11 protein-coding genes are annotated in these 12,737 nt (G+C 69.6%); 10 read left to right on the top strand and 1 reads right to left on the bottom strand.

The features are described 5' to 3' along the window. The 9 genes from AOQ37_RS28380 (at position 1) to AOQ37_RS28340 (ending at position 10,555) form a co-directional block, all read left to right on the top strand. The gene (locus AOQ37_RS28380) at positions 1 to 936 is read left to right on the top strand and encodes a hydroxymethylglutaryl-CoA lyase (protein WP_062648218.1); all 936 of its coding nucleotides are present in this window, start codon (positions 1 to 3) and stop codon (positions 934 to 936) included. Positions 937 to 942: 6 nt separating this feature from the next. Further along, complete coding sequence (locus AOQ37_RS28375) at positions 943 to 2,103, top strand: acyl-CoA dehydrogenase family protein (RefSeq protein WP_062648217.1); 1,161 nt, start codon at positions 943 to 945, stop codon at positions 2,101 to 2,103. A 312-nt stretch (positions 2,104 to 2,415) separates the two neighbouring features. Next, on the top strand, positions 2,416 to 3,465 hold the full coding sequence (locus AOQ37_RS28370) for an ABC transporter substrate-binding protein (protein ID WP_062648214.1): 1,050 nt from the start codon (positions 2,416 to 2,418) through the stop codon (positions 3,463 to 3,465). A 137-nt stretch (positions 3,466 to 3,602) separates the two neighbouring features. Continuing rightward, on the top strand, positions 3,603 to 4,424 hold the full coding sequence (locus tag AOQ37_RS28365; protein ID WP_062648212.1) for a siderophore-interacting protein: 822 nt from the start codon (positions 3,603 to 3,605) through the stop codon (positions 4,422 to 4,424). Between the two features lie 176 nt (positions 4,425 to 4,600). Then, positions 4,601 to 6,043, top strand: coding sequence for a lysine decarboxylase DesA (gene desA / locus AOQ37_RS28360; RefSeq protein WP_062648210.1), 1,443 nt, complete (start codon positions 4,601 to 4,603; stop codon positions 6,041 to 6,043). Beyond that, a complete protein-coding gene (locus AOQ37_RS28355) occupies positions 6,027 to 7,301 on the top strand; it encodes a lysine N(6)-hydroxylase/L-ornithine N(5)-oxygenase family protein (protein ID WP_062648207.1) in 1,275 nt (424 codons plus the stop codon). The genes desA and AOQ37_RS28355 overlap by 17 nt, the downstream gene beginning before the upstream one ends. Next, positions 7,298 to 7,849 carry a GNAT family N-acetyltransferase gene (locus AOQ37_RS28350; protein WP_062648206.1) on the top strand — a complete coding sequence of 184 codons (552 nt, stop codon included), beginning with the start codon at positions 7,298 to 7,300 and terminating at the stop codon, positions 7,847 to 7,849. The genes AOQ37_RS28355 and AOQ37_RS28350 overlap by 4 nt, the downstream gene beginning before the upstream one ends. Next, positions 7,846 to 9,615, top strand: coding sequence for an IucA/IucC family protein (locus AOQ37_RS28345; protein ID WP_062648205.1), 1,770 nt, complete (start codon positions 7,846 to 7,848; stop codon positions 9,613 to 9,615). The genes AOQ37_RS28350 and AOQ37_RS28345 overlap by 4 nt, the downstream gene beginning before the upstream one ends. A gap of 70 nt (positions 9,616 to 9,685) precedes the next feature. Next, a complete protein-coding gene (locus AOQ37_RS28340) occupies positions 9,686 to 10,555 on the top strand; it encodes a DUF4429 domain-containing protein (protein WP_062648204.1) in 870 nt (289 codons plus the stop codon). Between the two features lie 157 nt (positions 10,556 to 10,712). Here AOQ37_RS28340 and AOQ37_RS28335 read toward each other — a convergent pair whose 3' ends face one another. Beyond that, positions 10,713 to 12,284 (bottom strand): purple acid phosphatase family protein, encoded by a 1,572-nt coding sequence (locus AOQ37_RS28335; RefSeq protein WP_062648203.1) that lies wholly within the window; start codon positions 12,282 to 12,284, stop codon positions 10,713 to 10,715. Positions 12,285 to 12,470: 186 nt separating this feature from the next. On the opposite strand from AOQ37_RS28335, the gene AOQ37_RS28330 reads away from it, so the two are divergent. Beyond that, positions 12,471 to 12,728, top strand: coding sequence for a hypothetical protein (locus AOQ37_RS28330; RefSeq protein WP_020131788.1), 258 nt, complete (start codon positions 12,471 to 12,473; stop codon positions 12,726 to 12,728). The last annotated feature ends 9 nt before the right edge of the window (positions 12,729 to 12,737 follow it).

Below are 12,737 nucleotides of genomic sequence, written 5' to 3'. Positions count from 1 at the left end.
ATGGCCGTACCCGTCGCGGGCCTGCCCGCGCGGGTGCGCATCCACGAGGTGGGCCCGCGCGACGGACTCCAGAACGAGAAGTCGACCGTGCCGACGGCCGTCAAGGCGGAGTTCGTGCACCGCCTCGCCGAAGCGGGCCTCACCACCATCGAGGCCACCAGCTTCGTCCACCCCGGATGGGTGCCCCAGCTCGCCGACGCCGAGCAGTTGTTCCCGCTGGTGAGCGATCTCGACGTGGCGCTGCCGGTCCTGGTGCCGAACGAGCGCGGCCTCGACCGCGCCCTCTCCCTGGGCGCCCGCCGGGTCGCCGTGTTCGCCAGCGCCACCGAGTCCTTCGCCAAGGCCAATCTCAACCGCACGGTGGACGAGGTACTGGCGATGTCCGAGCCGGTGGTGGCCCGCGCCAAGGCCGAGGACGTACATGTGCGCGGCTACCTCTCCATGTGCTTCGGCGACCCGTGGGAGGGCGAGGTCCCGGTCGAGCAGGTCGTCCGGGTCTGCCGCGCCCTGCTCGACCTGGGCTGCGACGAGCTGAGCCTGGGCGACACGATCGGCGTGGCCACCCCGGGCCACGTCGGCTCCCTGCTGACCGCGCTGAACGAACAGGGCGTGCCCACGGGCGCGCTGGGCGTGCACTTCCACGACACGTACGGACAGGCGCTCGCCAACACCCTCGCCGCGCTCCAGCACGGCGTCACCACCGTCGACGCCTCGGCGGGCGGTCTCGGCGGCTGTCCGTTCGCCAAGTCCGCCACCGGCAATCTCGCCACCGAAGACCTCGTGTGGATGCTGCGGGGCCTCGGCATCGACACGGGGGTGGACCTCGGCCGTCTCGTCGCCACGAGCGAGTGGATGGCCGGCCGACTGGGCCGACCCAGCCCTTCCCGCACCGTCCGAGCACTCGGCACCCCGACACAGCCCCACAAGGAGCAGTGACCCGAAATGGACCACCGTCTCTCCCCCGAACTGGAAGAACTCCGCCGTACCGTCGAGGAGTTCGCGCACGACGTGGTCGCGCCCAAGATCGGCGACTTCTACGAGCGGCACGAGTTCCCCTACGAGATCGTCCGCGAGATGGGCCGCATGGGCCTGTTCGGGCTGCCGTTCCCCGAGGAACACGGCGGCATGGGCGGCGACTACCTCGCCCTCGGCATCGCCCTGGAGGAACTCGCGCGGGTCGACTCGTCGGTGGCGATCACCCTGGAGGCGGGCGTCTCGCTGGGCGCCATGCCGATCCATCTCTTCGGGACGCCGGAACAGAAGCGGGAGTGGCTGCCGCGGCTGTGCTCCGGCGAGATGCTGGGCGCGTTCGGGCTGACCGAGCCGGACGGCGGCTCCGACGCGGGTGCGACGCGTACGACGGCCCGGCTCGACCCCGAGACCGACGAGTGGGTGATCAACGGCACCAAGTGCTTCATCACCAACTCGGGCACCGACATCACGGGGCTGGTCACGGTCACGGCGGTGACCGGCCGCAAGCCGGACGGCCGTCCGCTGATCTCGGCCATCATCGTCCCGTCCGGCACACCGGGCTTCACGGTCGCGGGCCCGTACTCGAAGGTCGGCTGGAACGCCTCCGACACCCGTGAGCTGTCCTTCTCGGACGTGCGCGTGCCCGCGGCGAACCTGCTGGGCGAGGAGGGCCGCGGCTACGCGCAGTTCCTGCGGATCCTCGACGAGGGACGCATCGCCATCGCGGCCCTCGCGACAGGTCTCGCGCAGGGCTGTGTGGACGAGTCGGTCAAGTACGCGGGGGAACGGCACGCGTTCGGCCGTCCGATCGGCGCCAACCAGGCCATCCAGTTCAAGATCGCCGACATGGAGATGAAGGCCCACACGGCCCGCCTCGCCTGGCGGGACGCGGCCTCGCGGCTGGTGGCCGGGGACCCCTTCAAGAAGGAGGCGGCCCTCGCCAAGCTGTACTCGTCGACGATCGCCGTCGACAACGCCCGCGACGCCACCCAGGTGCACGGCGGCTACGGCTTCATGAACGAGTACCCGGTGGCCCGGATGTGGCGCGACTCCAAGATCCTGGAGATCGGGGAGGGCACGAGCGAGGTGCAACGGATGCTGATCGCCCGCGAGTTGGGTCTGCCTGCCTGAGCGTGCGGGTCCGATCCGTCTACGAGGTGGCCGTACCGCTCGCTCCGGGCCGGTACGGCGGCCTTCCGGGCCTGCGCCGAGGCCGTCCCACCCGCTCTTCACTTCCTCGAAGCGAGCGGCAACCCCCCGCCCGATCCACCCTCCTGACATCCCGTACGCCTTGGATCCACAGGAGCGGCACAGAAAACAGGCATGCATCGACGCGGGTGTTCCACAACCTGGAACCACCCTCTGGACACGAGCTGAGGTTAGGCTAACCTACGTTCGGAACCGTCCGCGGGTGATCCACCCCGTCCGAAAGTAGCCAGAGACATGCCCAACGCCAGAGCCGCTCGTCCCACCCGCCGTGGCATCCTCGCCGCCGGCGGCGCCCTGGGCCTCGGTGCCGCCCTCGCCGCCTGCGGGGACGACGACGCGAGCAGCAGTGGCTCCGAGTCGTCGGCGAACACCTCTGCCAAGTCCGGTTCCTGGACCTTCAAGGACGACCGCGGCACCACCGTGAAGCTCGACAAGATCCCCGCGAACATCGTCGCCTTCACCGGCGTCGGCGCCGCCCTCTACGACTACGGCATCCAGGTCAAGGGCGTCTTCGGCCCGACGAAGACCGCCGCGGGCAAGGCCGACGTCCAGGCCGGCGACATGGACGTCTCCAAGGTGACGGTCATCGGCAACGTCTGGGACGAGTTCAACGTCGAGAAGTACGCGACCCTCGCCCCCGACGTCCTCATCTCCACGATGTTCGACAGCGCCGGCACCCTCTGGTACGTCCCCGAGGCCTCCAAGGACAAGATCGCCAAGCTCGCCCCGAGCGTCGGCGTCTCCGTCTACGACCGTCAGCTGACCGCTCCGCTCCAGCGGATGTGGGAGCTGGCCGAGTCGCTCGGCGCCGACATGAAGGCGGCCGCGGTCACCGACGCGAAGAAGAAGTTCGAGGACGCGGCCGCCCGGCTGCGCGCCGCCGCCAAGGCCAAGCCCGAGATCAAGGTGCTGGCCGGTTCCGCGAGCGAGGCGCTCTTCTACGTCTCCGGCACCAACCTCTCCATCGACCTGGAGTACTTCAAGGCCCTCGGCGTGAACTTCATCGAGCCGCCGGAGAGCGCGAAGGCCGAGGGTGGCGGCTGGTACGAGTCGCTGAGCTGGGAGAACGTCGACAAGTACGCGGCGGACATCATCATGATGGACGACCGCTCCTCGACCATCCAGCCCGCCGACATCACCGAGGCGACCTGGAAGAAGCTCCCCGCGGTGAAGGCCGGTCAGGTCATCGCGCGCTCGCCGGAGCCGATCCTCTCCTACGCCAAGTGCGTACCGCTGCTCGAGAACCTCGCGGACGCGCTCGAGAAGGCGAAGAAGGTCAGCTGACACAGCGGGTGGCGCCGGTCGTGGGTGAGCCGCGGGTCCGTCGCGGCCGGTCTCGCCCACGCGGCGGAGCCGCGTACGGACGCGGCCCCCCGCCCCTGGAAGCGGCCACCCCCCTCCCCACGCTCACAGGAGCCCCCGTGACCACCGCAGTCGTCGCCCCCTTCCGGTTCTTCTCCCTCGATGTCGTGCGGACCCGGCGGGTCGGGTCGTCGCTCGTCCGGGTCACCTTCTCCGGGCCGGATCTCGAGCACTTCTTCTCCGACGGACACGACCAGTCGCTGTCGCTGTTCCTGCCGCACCCGGGGCAGAGCGAGCCGCGGGTGCCCTTCGAGCTCGGGGACGGCTGGTGGCAGGGGTGGCGTGAACTGCCGGACGACGTACGGGCCGTGATGCGGTCGTACACCCTGCGGGCGCTGCGCCGGGACGCGTTCGGGCGCACCGCCGAGATCGACATCGACTTCGTGCTGCACACCCCGGCCGGGCCCGCCTCCGTGTGGGCCGCCGGTGCCGGTACCGGGGACCGGGTGGTCCTGCTGGGTCCGGCCCTGGCCGACAACCGGGGGATCAGGTTCCGGCCGCCCGGGGACACCGATCTGGTCGTGCTGTGGGGCGACGAGACCGCCCTTCCGGCCATCGCGTCGATCCTGGAGTCCCTGCCGGCCGGACAGCGCGTCCGGGTCTGGCTGGAGGCGCACGACGCCGGGAACGTCCAGGAGTTGACGACCGCGGCGGACGCCGAGGTCACCTGGGTGGTCGGGGAGAGCTCCGTGGACGCGCTCCGCGAGGCACGGCTCCCGGCCGCCGAGCACCCGTACGTCTGGATCGCCGGCGAGTCGGGGTGCGTGAAGGCCCTGCGCCGCCACTTCGTCGGGGAGCGCGGGATCGACCGGCGCCGGATCACCTTCGTCGGCTACTGGCGCCAGGGCATGAGCGAAGAGCAGCTCCGCGCGGCGGAGTAGTCACCACCCTTTCCCCCGCGGGCAGTTGAGCGGGGGCATCGGCGTGATCACCGTCACGGCAGAGGCCGGCCCTCCCCCGCACTACTTAGGTTAGGCTAACCTAAGTTGAAACCGAGGCTCCGTCCCCGCGCCCGTCCGCACCACACCTCGTCCCCACCCCCCGGAGGACCCCCACCATGCGCTCGCACCTGCTCAATGACACGACCGCGGAGCAGTACCGCCGCTCCGTGACCGAAGGAGTAGAGCGGGTGGCCGCAAAAATCGCCGCCACCGACCGTCCGTTCACCGGCGTCTCGGTCGACGCCCTCGCGCCCCGCATCGACGCGATCGACCTGGACGAGCCGCTGCACGACACCACGGCCGTCCTGGACGAGCTGGAGGAGGTCTACCTCCGCGACGCGGTCTACTTCCACCATCCCCGCTACCTCGCCCACCTCAACTGCCCGGTCGTCATCCCGGCCGTGCTGGGCGAAGCGGTCCTGTCGGCCGTCAACTCCTCCCTCGACACCTGGGACCAGTCGGCCGGCGGCACGCTCATCGAGCGCAAACTGATCGACTGGACGACGGCCCGGATCGGCCTCGGCCCGGCCGCCGACGGCGTGTTCACCTCCGGCGGCACCCAGTCCAACCTCCAGGCGCTGCTGCTGGCCCGCGAGGAGGCCAAGACGGAGAACCTCGCCGAACTGCGCATCTTCGCCTCCGAGGTCAGCCACTTCAGCGTGAAGAAGTCCGCGAAACTGCTGGGTCTGGGCCCGGACGCGGTGGTGTCCGTCCCGGTCGACAACAACAAGCGGATGCAGACCGTCGCACTCGCCCATGAGCTGGAGCGGTGCAAGGAAGCAGGGCTGACGCCGATGGCCGTCGTCGCCACCGCCGGCACGACCGACTTCGGCTCCATCGACCCGCTGCCCGAGATCGCCGAGCTGTGCATGCGGTACGGCACCTGGATGCACGTCGACGCGGCCTACGGCTGCGGCCTGCTCGCCTCCGTGAAGTACCGGGACCGGATCGACGGCATCGAGCGTGCCGACTCCGTCACCGTCGACTACCACAAGTCCTTCTTCCAGCCGGTGAGTTCCTCGGCCGTCCTGGTCCGCGACGCGGCCACGCTGCGGCACGCCACCTACCACGCCGAGTACCTCAACCCGCGCCGCATGGTGCAGGAGCGCATCCCCAACCAGGTGGACAAGTCCCTCCAGACCACCCGGCGCTTCGACGCGCTCAAACTGTGGATGACCCTGCGGACCATGGGCGCCGACGGCATCGGGCAGCTCTTCGACGAGGTCTGCGACCTGACCGTCGAGGGCTGGCACCTGCTGGCCGCCGACCCGCGCTTCGACGTCGTCGTCCAGCCGTCGCTCTCCACCCTCGTCTTCCGCTACATCCCCGCCGCCGTCACCGACCCGGCCGAGATCGACCGCGCCAACCTCTACGCCCGCAAGGCCCTGTTCGCCTCCGGTGACGCGGTGGTCGCGGGCACGAAGGTCGGCGCCCGCCACTACCTGAAGTTCACCCTGCTGAACCCCGAGACGACGACCGACGACATCGCCGCCGTCCTCGACCTGATCGCCGGCCACGCCGAGCAGTACCTGGGAGAGTCCCTTGACCACGCTTCCTGAAGCCAGCCACACCTATGACTTCGTGGGGATCGGGCTCGGCCCCTTCAACCTCGGCCTCGCCTGCCTCACCGAGCCCATCGACGCCCTGGACGGCGTCTTCCTGGAGTCCAAGCCGGACTTCGAGTGGCACGCCGGCATGTTCCTCGACGGCGCCCACCTCCAGACGCCGTTCATGTCGGACCTGGTCACCCTGGCCGACCCGACCTCGCCGTACTCCTTCCTCAACTACCTGAAGGAGAAAGGCCGGCTCTACTCGTTCTACATCCGCGAGAACTTCTACCCGCTGCGGGTCGAGTACGACGACTACTGCCGCTGGGCCGCGAACAAACTGAGCAGCGTGCGCTTCTCGACCACGGTCGCCGAAGTCACCTACGAGGACGACCTGTACGTCGTGCGGACCACCACCGGCGAGCGCTACCGCGGCCGCCACCTGGTCCTCGGCACCGGTACGCCCCCGCACATCCCGCAGGCCTGCGCGGACCTGGGCGGCGACTTCCTGCACAACTCCCGCTATCTGCGGCACAAGGCGGAGCTCCAGAAGAAGGAGTCGATCACGCTGGTCGGCTCCGGCCAGTCGGCCGCCGAGATCTACTACGACCTGCTCGGCGAGATCGACGTCCACGGCTACCGGCTGAACTGGGTCACCCGCTCCCCGCGCTTCTTCCCGCTCGAATACACCAAGCTCACGCTGGAGATGACCTCCCCGGAGTACATCGACTACTTCCGCGAGCTGCCGGAGGAGACCCGCTACCGCCTCACCGCCGAGCAGAAGGGCCTGTTCAAGGGCATCGACGGCGATCTCATCAACGAGATCTTCGACCTGCTCTACCAGAAGAACCTCACCGGCCCGGTGCCCACCCGGCTGCTCACCAACTCCTCGCTGAACAACGCCCGGTACGCCGACGGCACCTACACCCTCACCTTCCGCCAGGAGGAGCAGGGCAAGGACTTCGAGCTGAGCTCGCAGGGGCTGGTCCTGGCCACCGGCTACAAGTACGCCGAGCCGGAGTTCCTCGCGCCGGTGCGGGACAGACTGCGCTACGACTCGCACGGCAACTTCGACGTCGCCCGCAACTACTCCATCGACACCACGGGCCGGGGCGTGTTCCTCCAGAACGCGGGCGCGCACACCCACAGCATCACCTCGCCCGACCTCGGCATGGGCGCGTACCGCAACAGCTCGATCATCCGTGACCTGCTCGGCAGTGAGTACTACCCGGTCGAGAAGACCATCGCGTTCCAGGAGTTCGCCGTATGAGCACGACCACGGCCGTAGGCCGTCTCACCCTCAGGCCCCTCGACCCCGTCGAGGACGCCGAGCTGCTGCACGGCTGGGTCACGCACCCCAAGGCCGCGTTCTGGATGATGCAGAACGCGAAACTGGTGGACGTCGAGCGCGCCTACATGGACATCGCGGCCGACGAGCACAGCCACGCCCTCATCGGCCTGCGCGACGGCGAGCCCGCCTTCCTGATGGAGTACTACGACCCGGCCCACCGTGAGCTGGTCGGCCTGTACGAGCCGCTGCCCGGCGACGTCGGCATGCACTTCCTGGTCGCCCCCACCGACCGTCCCGTGCACGGGTTCACCCGGGCCGTGATCACCGCCGTGATGGCCCGCCTCTTCGAGGACCCGACCACCTCCCGGGTCGTCGTCGAGCCGGACGTCTCCAACACGGCGGTGCACGCCCTCAACGAGGCCGTCGGCTTCGTGCCCGAGCGGGAGATCCAGAAGCCGGAGAAGAAGGCGCTGCTGAGCTTCTGCACCCGTGAGCAGTTCGTCGCGGCGACGGGGGTGACGGCATGAGCCTCGCCGACGCCGTCGCCCACCTCTCCCCCGATCGCTGGGAGAAGGCCAACCGTCTGCTCGTCCGCAAGGCGCTCGCGGAGTTCGCGCACGAGCGGCTGATCACCCCCGAGGAGACGGACGGCCGCTTCGTCGTCCGCGGCGACGACGGGCTGACCTCCTACCGCTTCGCCGCCGTCCGGCATGCCCTCGACCACTGGCAGGTGGACGCCGACTCGATCACCCGCACCCGGGACGGGGCCGAACTCCCGGTCGCCGCGCTGGACTTCTTCATCGAACTGAAGAAGACACTGGGCCTGAGCGAGGAGATCCTGCCGGTCTACCTGGAGGAGATCTCCTCCACCCTCTCCGGCACCTGCTACAAACTGACCAAGCCGCAGATCACGTCGGCGGAGCTGGTCAGGAGCGGCTTCCAGGCCATCGAGACCGGGATGACCGAGGGCCACCCCTGCTTCGTCGCCAACAACGGACGGCTCGGCTTCGGCATCCACGAGTACCTGTCCTACGCCCCGGAGACGGCGAGCCCGGTCCGGCTGGTGTGGCTGGCCGCGCACCGCTCGCGGGCGGCGTTCACGGCGGGCGCCGGGATCGACTACGCGTCCTTCGTTCGGGAGGAACTGGGCGAGAAGACGGTCGAGCGGTTCGACGCGATCCTGCGCGAGCAGGACCGCGACCCGGACGACTATCTCCTCATCCCCGTGCACCCCTGGCAGTGGTGGAACAAGCTCACCGTCACCTTCGCCGCCGAGATCGCCCGCGGGAACCTGGTCTGTCTCGGCGAGGGCGACGACGAGTACCTGGCGCAGCAATCCATCCGGACGTTCTTCAACACCTCGCACCCCGAGAAGCACTACGTGAAGACGGCCCTGTCCGTCCTCAACATGGGCTTCATGCGCGGACTCTCGGCCGCCTACATGGAGGCGACCCCGGCCATCAACGACTGGCTGGCCCAGCTCATCGACAACGACCCGGTGCTGAGGTCGACGGGCCTGTCGATCATCCGGGAGCGGGCGGCCGTCGGCTACCGGCACCTGGAGTACGAGGCGGCCACGGACCGCTACTCGCCGTACCGCAAGATGCTGGCCGCGCTGTGGCGCGAGAGCCCGGTGCCGTCGCTCCGGGACGGCGAGACGCTCGCGACGATGGCCTCCCTGGTCCATGTGGACCACGAGGGCCGCTCGGTGGCCGGCGCGCTGATCGAGCAGTCGGGACTGCCGCCCGCCCAATGGCTGCGCGGCTACCTCGAGGCGTACTACACCCCGCTCCTGCACAGCTTCTACGCCTACGACCTGGTCTTCATGCCGCACGGCGAGAACACCGTCCTGGTACTGAAGGACGGGGCGGTACAGCGGGCGATCTACAAGGACATCGCCGAGGAGATCGCCGTCATGGACCCGGACGCGGTGCTGCCGCCCGAGGTCCGGCGCGTGCGCGTCGAGGTGCCCGAGGACATGAAGCTGCTGTCCATCTTCACGGACGTCTTCGACTGCTTCTTCCGGTTCCTCGCGGCCGGCCTGGCCACCGAGGGGATCCTCGCGGAGGACGACTTCTGGCGGACGGTCGCCGAGGTCACCCGCGCCTACCAGGAGGCGAACCCCGAACTGGCCGACAGGTTCCGCCAGTACGACCTGTTCGCCCCCGAGTTCGCCCTGTCCTGCCTCAACCGTCTCCAGCTGCGCAACAACAGGCAGATGGTGGACCTGGCGGACCCCTCGGGCGCCCTCCAGCTGGTCGGAACCCTCGAAAATCCCGTCTCGCGGTTCTGATCCGGGCGGCGGGCGCCCCCGAGTACGGTCCTCGGGGGCGCCCGCCGCCATGTTTGGAACAATCGTCTGCATGGCGGAAATCATCCAGAAGGACGGCACCTGGGTCTTCGACGGCGACGCCCTGCGGCTCACCCCGGGGCGGGACAAGAACGTCAGCCCGCTCCGCAGGGAACTGGGTGAACTCGTCGTCCCCCTGGGCGCGTTGGCCGGGGTGTCGTTCGAGCAGGGAAAGCGGACCGGACGGCTGCGGCTACGGCTGCGGGACGGCGCCGATCCGCTGCTCCAGGCGACCGGCGGACGGCTGACCGAGCCGCACGATCCCTACCAGCTGCTCGTCGAATCCGACCGGTACGGGGTCGCCGAGTACCTCGTGGACGAGGTGCGCCGGGCCCTGCTCCTCGACGAGGTGCCGGCCGACCCGGTGGACGCGTATCTGCTGCCCGGCCCGTCCGTGCCCCTGTCCGCCTCCGCCGGGGACGGCACCGCGAGCTTCGACGGTGAGCGGGTACGGCTGGAGTGGAACTGGAAGACCGAGGAGTCCAAAGCCTCCGCCGGTCCCCGCAGTCTCGGCATCGCGGAGATCGAGGCCGTGGAGTGGCAGCCCGCGGTCGGTCTCGAGAACGGCTGTCTGCGCTTCCGGCTGCGGCACGCGCCGACCAAGGCGCCGGCCAAGTACGACCCCAACGCCGTGGAGCTGTGGGGGTTCAAGAAGGATCCGCTGATGGCGCTCGTCGCGGCGGCCGTCCAGGCCCGGCTGCCCCATCCGGCGGCCGGACCCCGCGGCGCCCTGCCCGCGCAGCGCGAGCCGGACTCCGCCGCCGGGGACGACCACGACGCGCTGCTGCGCCGGCTGCGCGAGCTGGGCGAGCTGCGCCGTGACGGCGTCCTGACGGACGAGGAGTTCGCGATGGCCAAACAGGCGGTCCTCAAACGCTTGTAGCGCGGACGAGGACCGCCTGCCGACGTGACGGTGGGCGTGGGTGCGCGCATCCCGGTGCGCGTGGGTGGTGCGCGCGCGGGCGTGCGCGTGGGTACGCCGTGGGTGTGCGCGGCTGTGCGCGTGGGTGTGCCCCGCCTTCCGGGCACACCCGGCGGGGCTACTTCGCCTTGCGGGCCACCGTGAAGTGGTCGACCTGCGCGCCGGTCTCGGCGATGCCGCGCACGGTCAGCGTGGCCGTGCGGCCCTTGGCGGCCGGGGTGACGTCCACCCGCAGGAAGGAGTAGTCGAGGTAGCGCACCCGCGACCAGGTGACCGTCTCGTTCACCTTGCCGTCCTTGGTGTTGATGTAGGAGGCGACGGAGTCGACCTCGTTCTCGTGGCCCTCGTAGGACAGCGGGGCGGTGAAGGCGTACAGGCTGCGGCCGGCCGCGCCCGCCGTGACGTAGACGACGCCCTCGGTCTCGGGGTACGCCGTGCCGCCGATCGGGAGCTTCTTGGTGACGGCACCCTCCTTCAGGACGTCGGTGCGCTCGTACTGGTGGTTGTGGCCGTTGATGACCAGGTCGACCGTGTACTTCTCGAACAGCGGCACCCACTCCTGGCGCACACCCCCCTCCGAGGCGTGCGCGGTGGAGGTGCAGTAGGCGCAGTGGTGGAAGAAGATCACGATGAAGTCGACGTCCTTCGACGCCCGGTACTTCTTGAGCTGCGTCTCCAGCCACTTGGTCTGGGTGCCGCCGGAGATGCCGAGGTTGGCCGGGATCTCGAAGGAGATGTCGTTGGCGTCGAGCGAGATCACCGCCGTGTTGCCGTAGACGAAGGTGTAGACGCCCGGGAGGTTCTTCGCGTCGGGGCCGTTGTCCGGCAGGTTCCAGCGGGCGTCCTCGCCGCCGTAGCCGTTGGGCGAGTACCAGGCCTCCATGTCGTGGTTGCCGTAGGCCGGCATCCACGGGACGGACTTGGCGACGGACTCGGTCTGGGCGAGGAACTGGTCCCAGATCCGCGAGTCGAAACCGGTGTCGGCGGGCTTGCCAGCGCCGGACGGGTCGGCGTAGGCGATGTCGCCGGCGTGCAGGTGGAAGGCCGGGTTCTGGCCGAGGAGGAGGCTGTTGTTGGCGAGGCCGTGGTAGCCGACGCCCTCGTCGCCGAAGGCGGTGAAGGTGAACGGCGCCTTGTGGTCGGGGGCGGTGGTGAAGGTGCCGAGGGTGCCGAGGAGGTGGGCGGCGGCCGGGTCGAAGCCCGCGTGGCCGACGCCGTAGTAGTACGTCCTGCCGGGCTTGAGGTGGGTGAGCTCGGCGTGCAGGTAGTACTGGGTGTGGTCGCCGCTGGCGCCGACACCGGCCGGGGTGTACAGCGTGCGCACCTCGGCCTCGATCTTGCGGGAGAGGTCCCAGGGGTGGGCGCCGATCCGGATGAAGGGCTTCTGCACCGCGACCGGGACCTGCCAGGAGACCGTGATCTCCGTGCGCGGGTCCTTGCCGTAGGCGAGGTGGCGGCCGAAGGGGGCGACGAGGGCCCCGTCGACGTGCTCGGCGGCCGGGGCGGTCTTCGGGGTCCGGGCCGGTACGGCGGCCTGCGCCGTGGCGCCGGTCACGAACGCGCCACCCGTGACGGCGCCCAGGGTGACGGCGCCGCCTCTGATCATCGTGCGCCGGGAGAACTTGGTGCGCAGGTACTCGTGCTGCTCGGCCATGCTCATGCGGTCGGCGAGCTGCTCGGGTACGCCCATGCGAGGAGTGTCCATGACGTCTGAAACTCGTCGCCTCGGGCGACGAGCCGCAAGCCGCCACATGGACGGCCGGGGAACAGCGGCTCATAACACATTCAAGGTTCCCCCAAGGCTCGTTAACAGGTGCCTGCCCGAAATCGGGCACGATTCTTGCGAAACCGGCGCGCGTACCCCAGGATCTACCGGGTGCACGACGAACTCGTTGATCACCTGACGCGCTCCACGCCCCTCCAGCGGGGCGAGGCGCTACGGGTGATCCAGGACGTGCTCGCCTACTTCGACGAGACGACCGAGAACTACGTCCGTCGCCGCCACCGCGAGCTCCAGGCCCAGGGCCTGGTCAACGCGGAGATCTTCGAACGGGTCGAGGCGGACCTGAAATACCGTGCGGTGGCCCCGCCCGAGCTCACGCTCAGGCAACTGCGGCGCATCGTCTACGGGTGATCGAAAGCT

It is taken from the genome of Streptomyces maremycinicus (assembly GCF_001184025.1).
Taxonomy (GTDB): domain Bacteria; phylum Actinomycetota; class Actinomycetes; order Streptomycetales; family Streptomycetaceae; genus Streptomyces; species Streptomyces maremycinicus.
This window is presented reverse-complemented; position numbering and strand designations above follow the sequence as displayed.

Bases quoted from the DNA above. Each gene is read 5' to 3' on its own strand.
- AOQ37_RS28380 (WP_062648218.1), top strand. From the start codon at position 1: ATGGCCGTACCCGTCGCGGGCCTGCCCGCGCGGGTGCGCATCCACGAG.
- AOQ37_RS28375 (WP_062648217.1), top strand. From the start codon at position 943: ATGGACCACCGTCTCTCCCCCGAACTGGAAGAACTCCGCCGTACCGTC.
- AOQ37_RS28370 (WP_062648214.1), top strand. From the start codon at position 2,416: ATGCCCAACGCCAGAGCCGCTCGTCCCACCCGCCGTGGCATCCTCGCC.
- desA (WP_062648210.1), top strand. From the start codon at position 4,601: ATGCGCTCGCACCTGCTCAATGACACGACCGCGGAGCAGTACCGCCGC.
- AOQ37_RS28350 (WP_062648206.1), top strand. From the start codon at position 7,298: ATGAGCACGACCACGGCCGTAGGCCGTCTCACCCTCAGGCCCCTCGAC.
- AOQ37_RS28345 (WP_062648205.1), top strand. From the start codon at position 7,846: ATGAGCCTCGCCGACGCCGTCGCCCACCTCTCCCCCGATCGCTGGGAG.
- AOQ37_RS28340 (WP_062648204.1), top strand. From the start codon at position 9,686: ATGGCGGAAATCATCCAGAAGGACGGCACCTGGGTCTTCGACGGCGAC.
- AOQ37_RS28335 (WP_062648203.1), bottom strand. From the start codon at position 12,284: ATGGGCGTACCCGAGCAGCTCGCCGACCGCATGAGCATGGCCGAGCAG.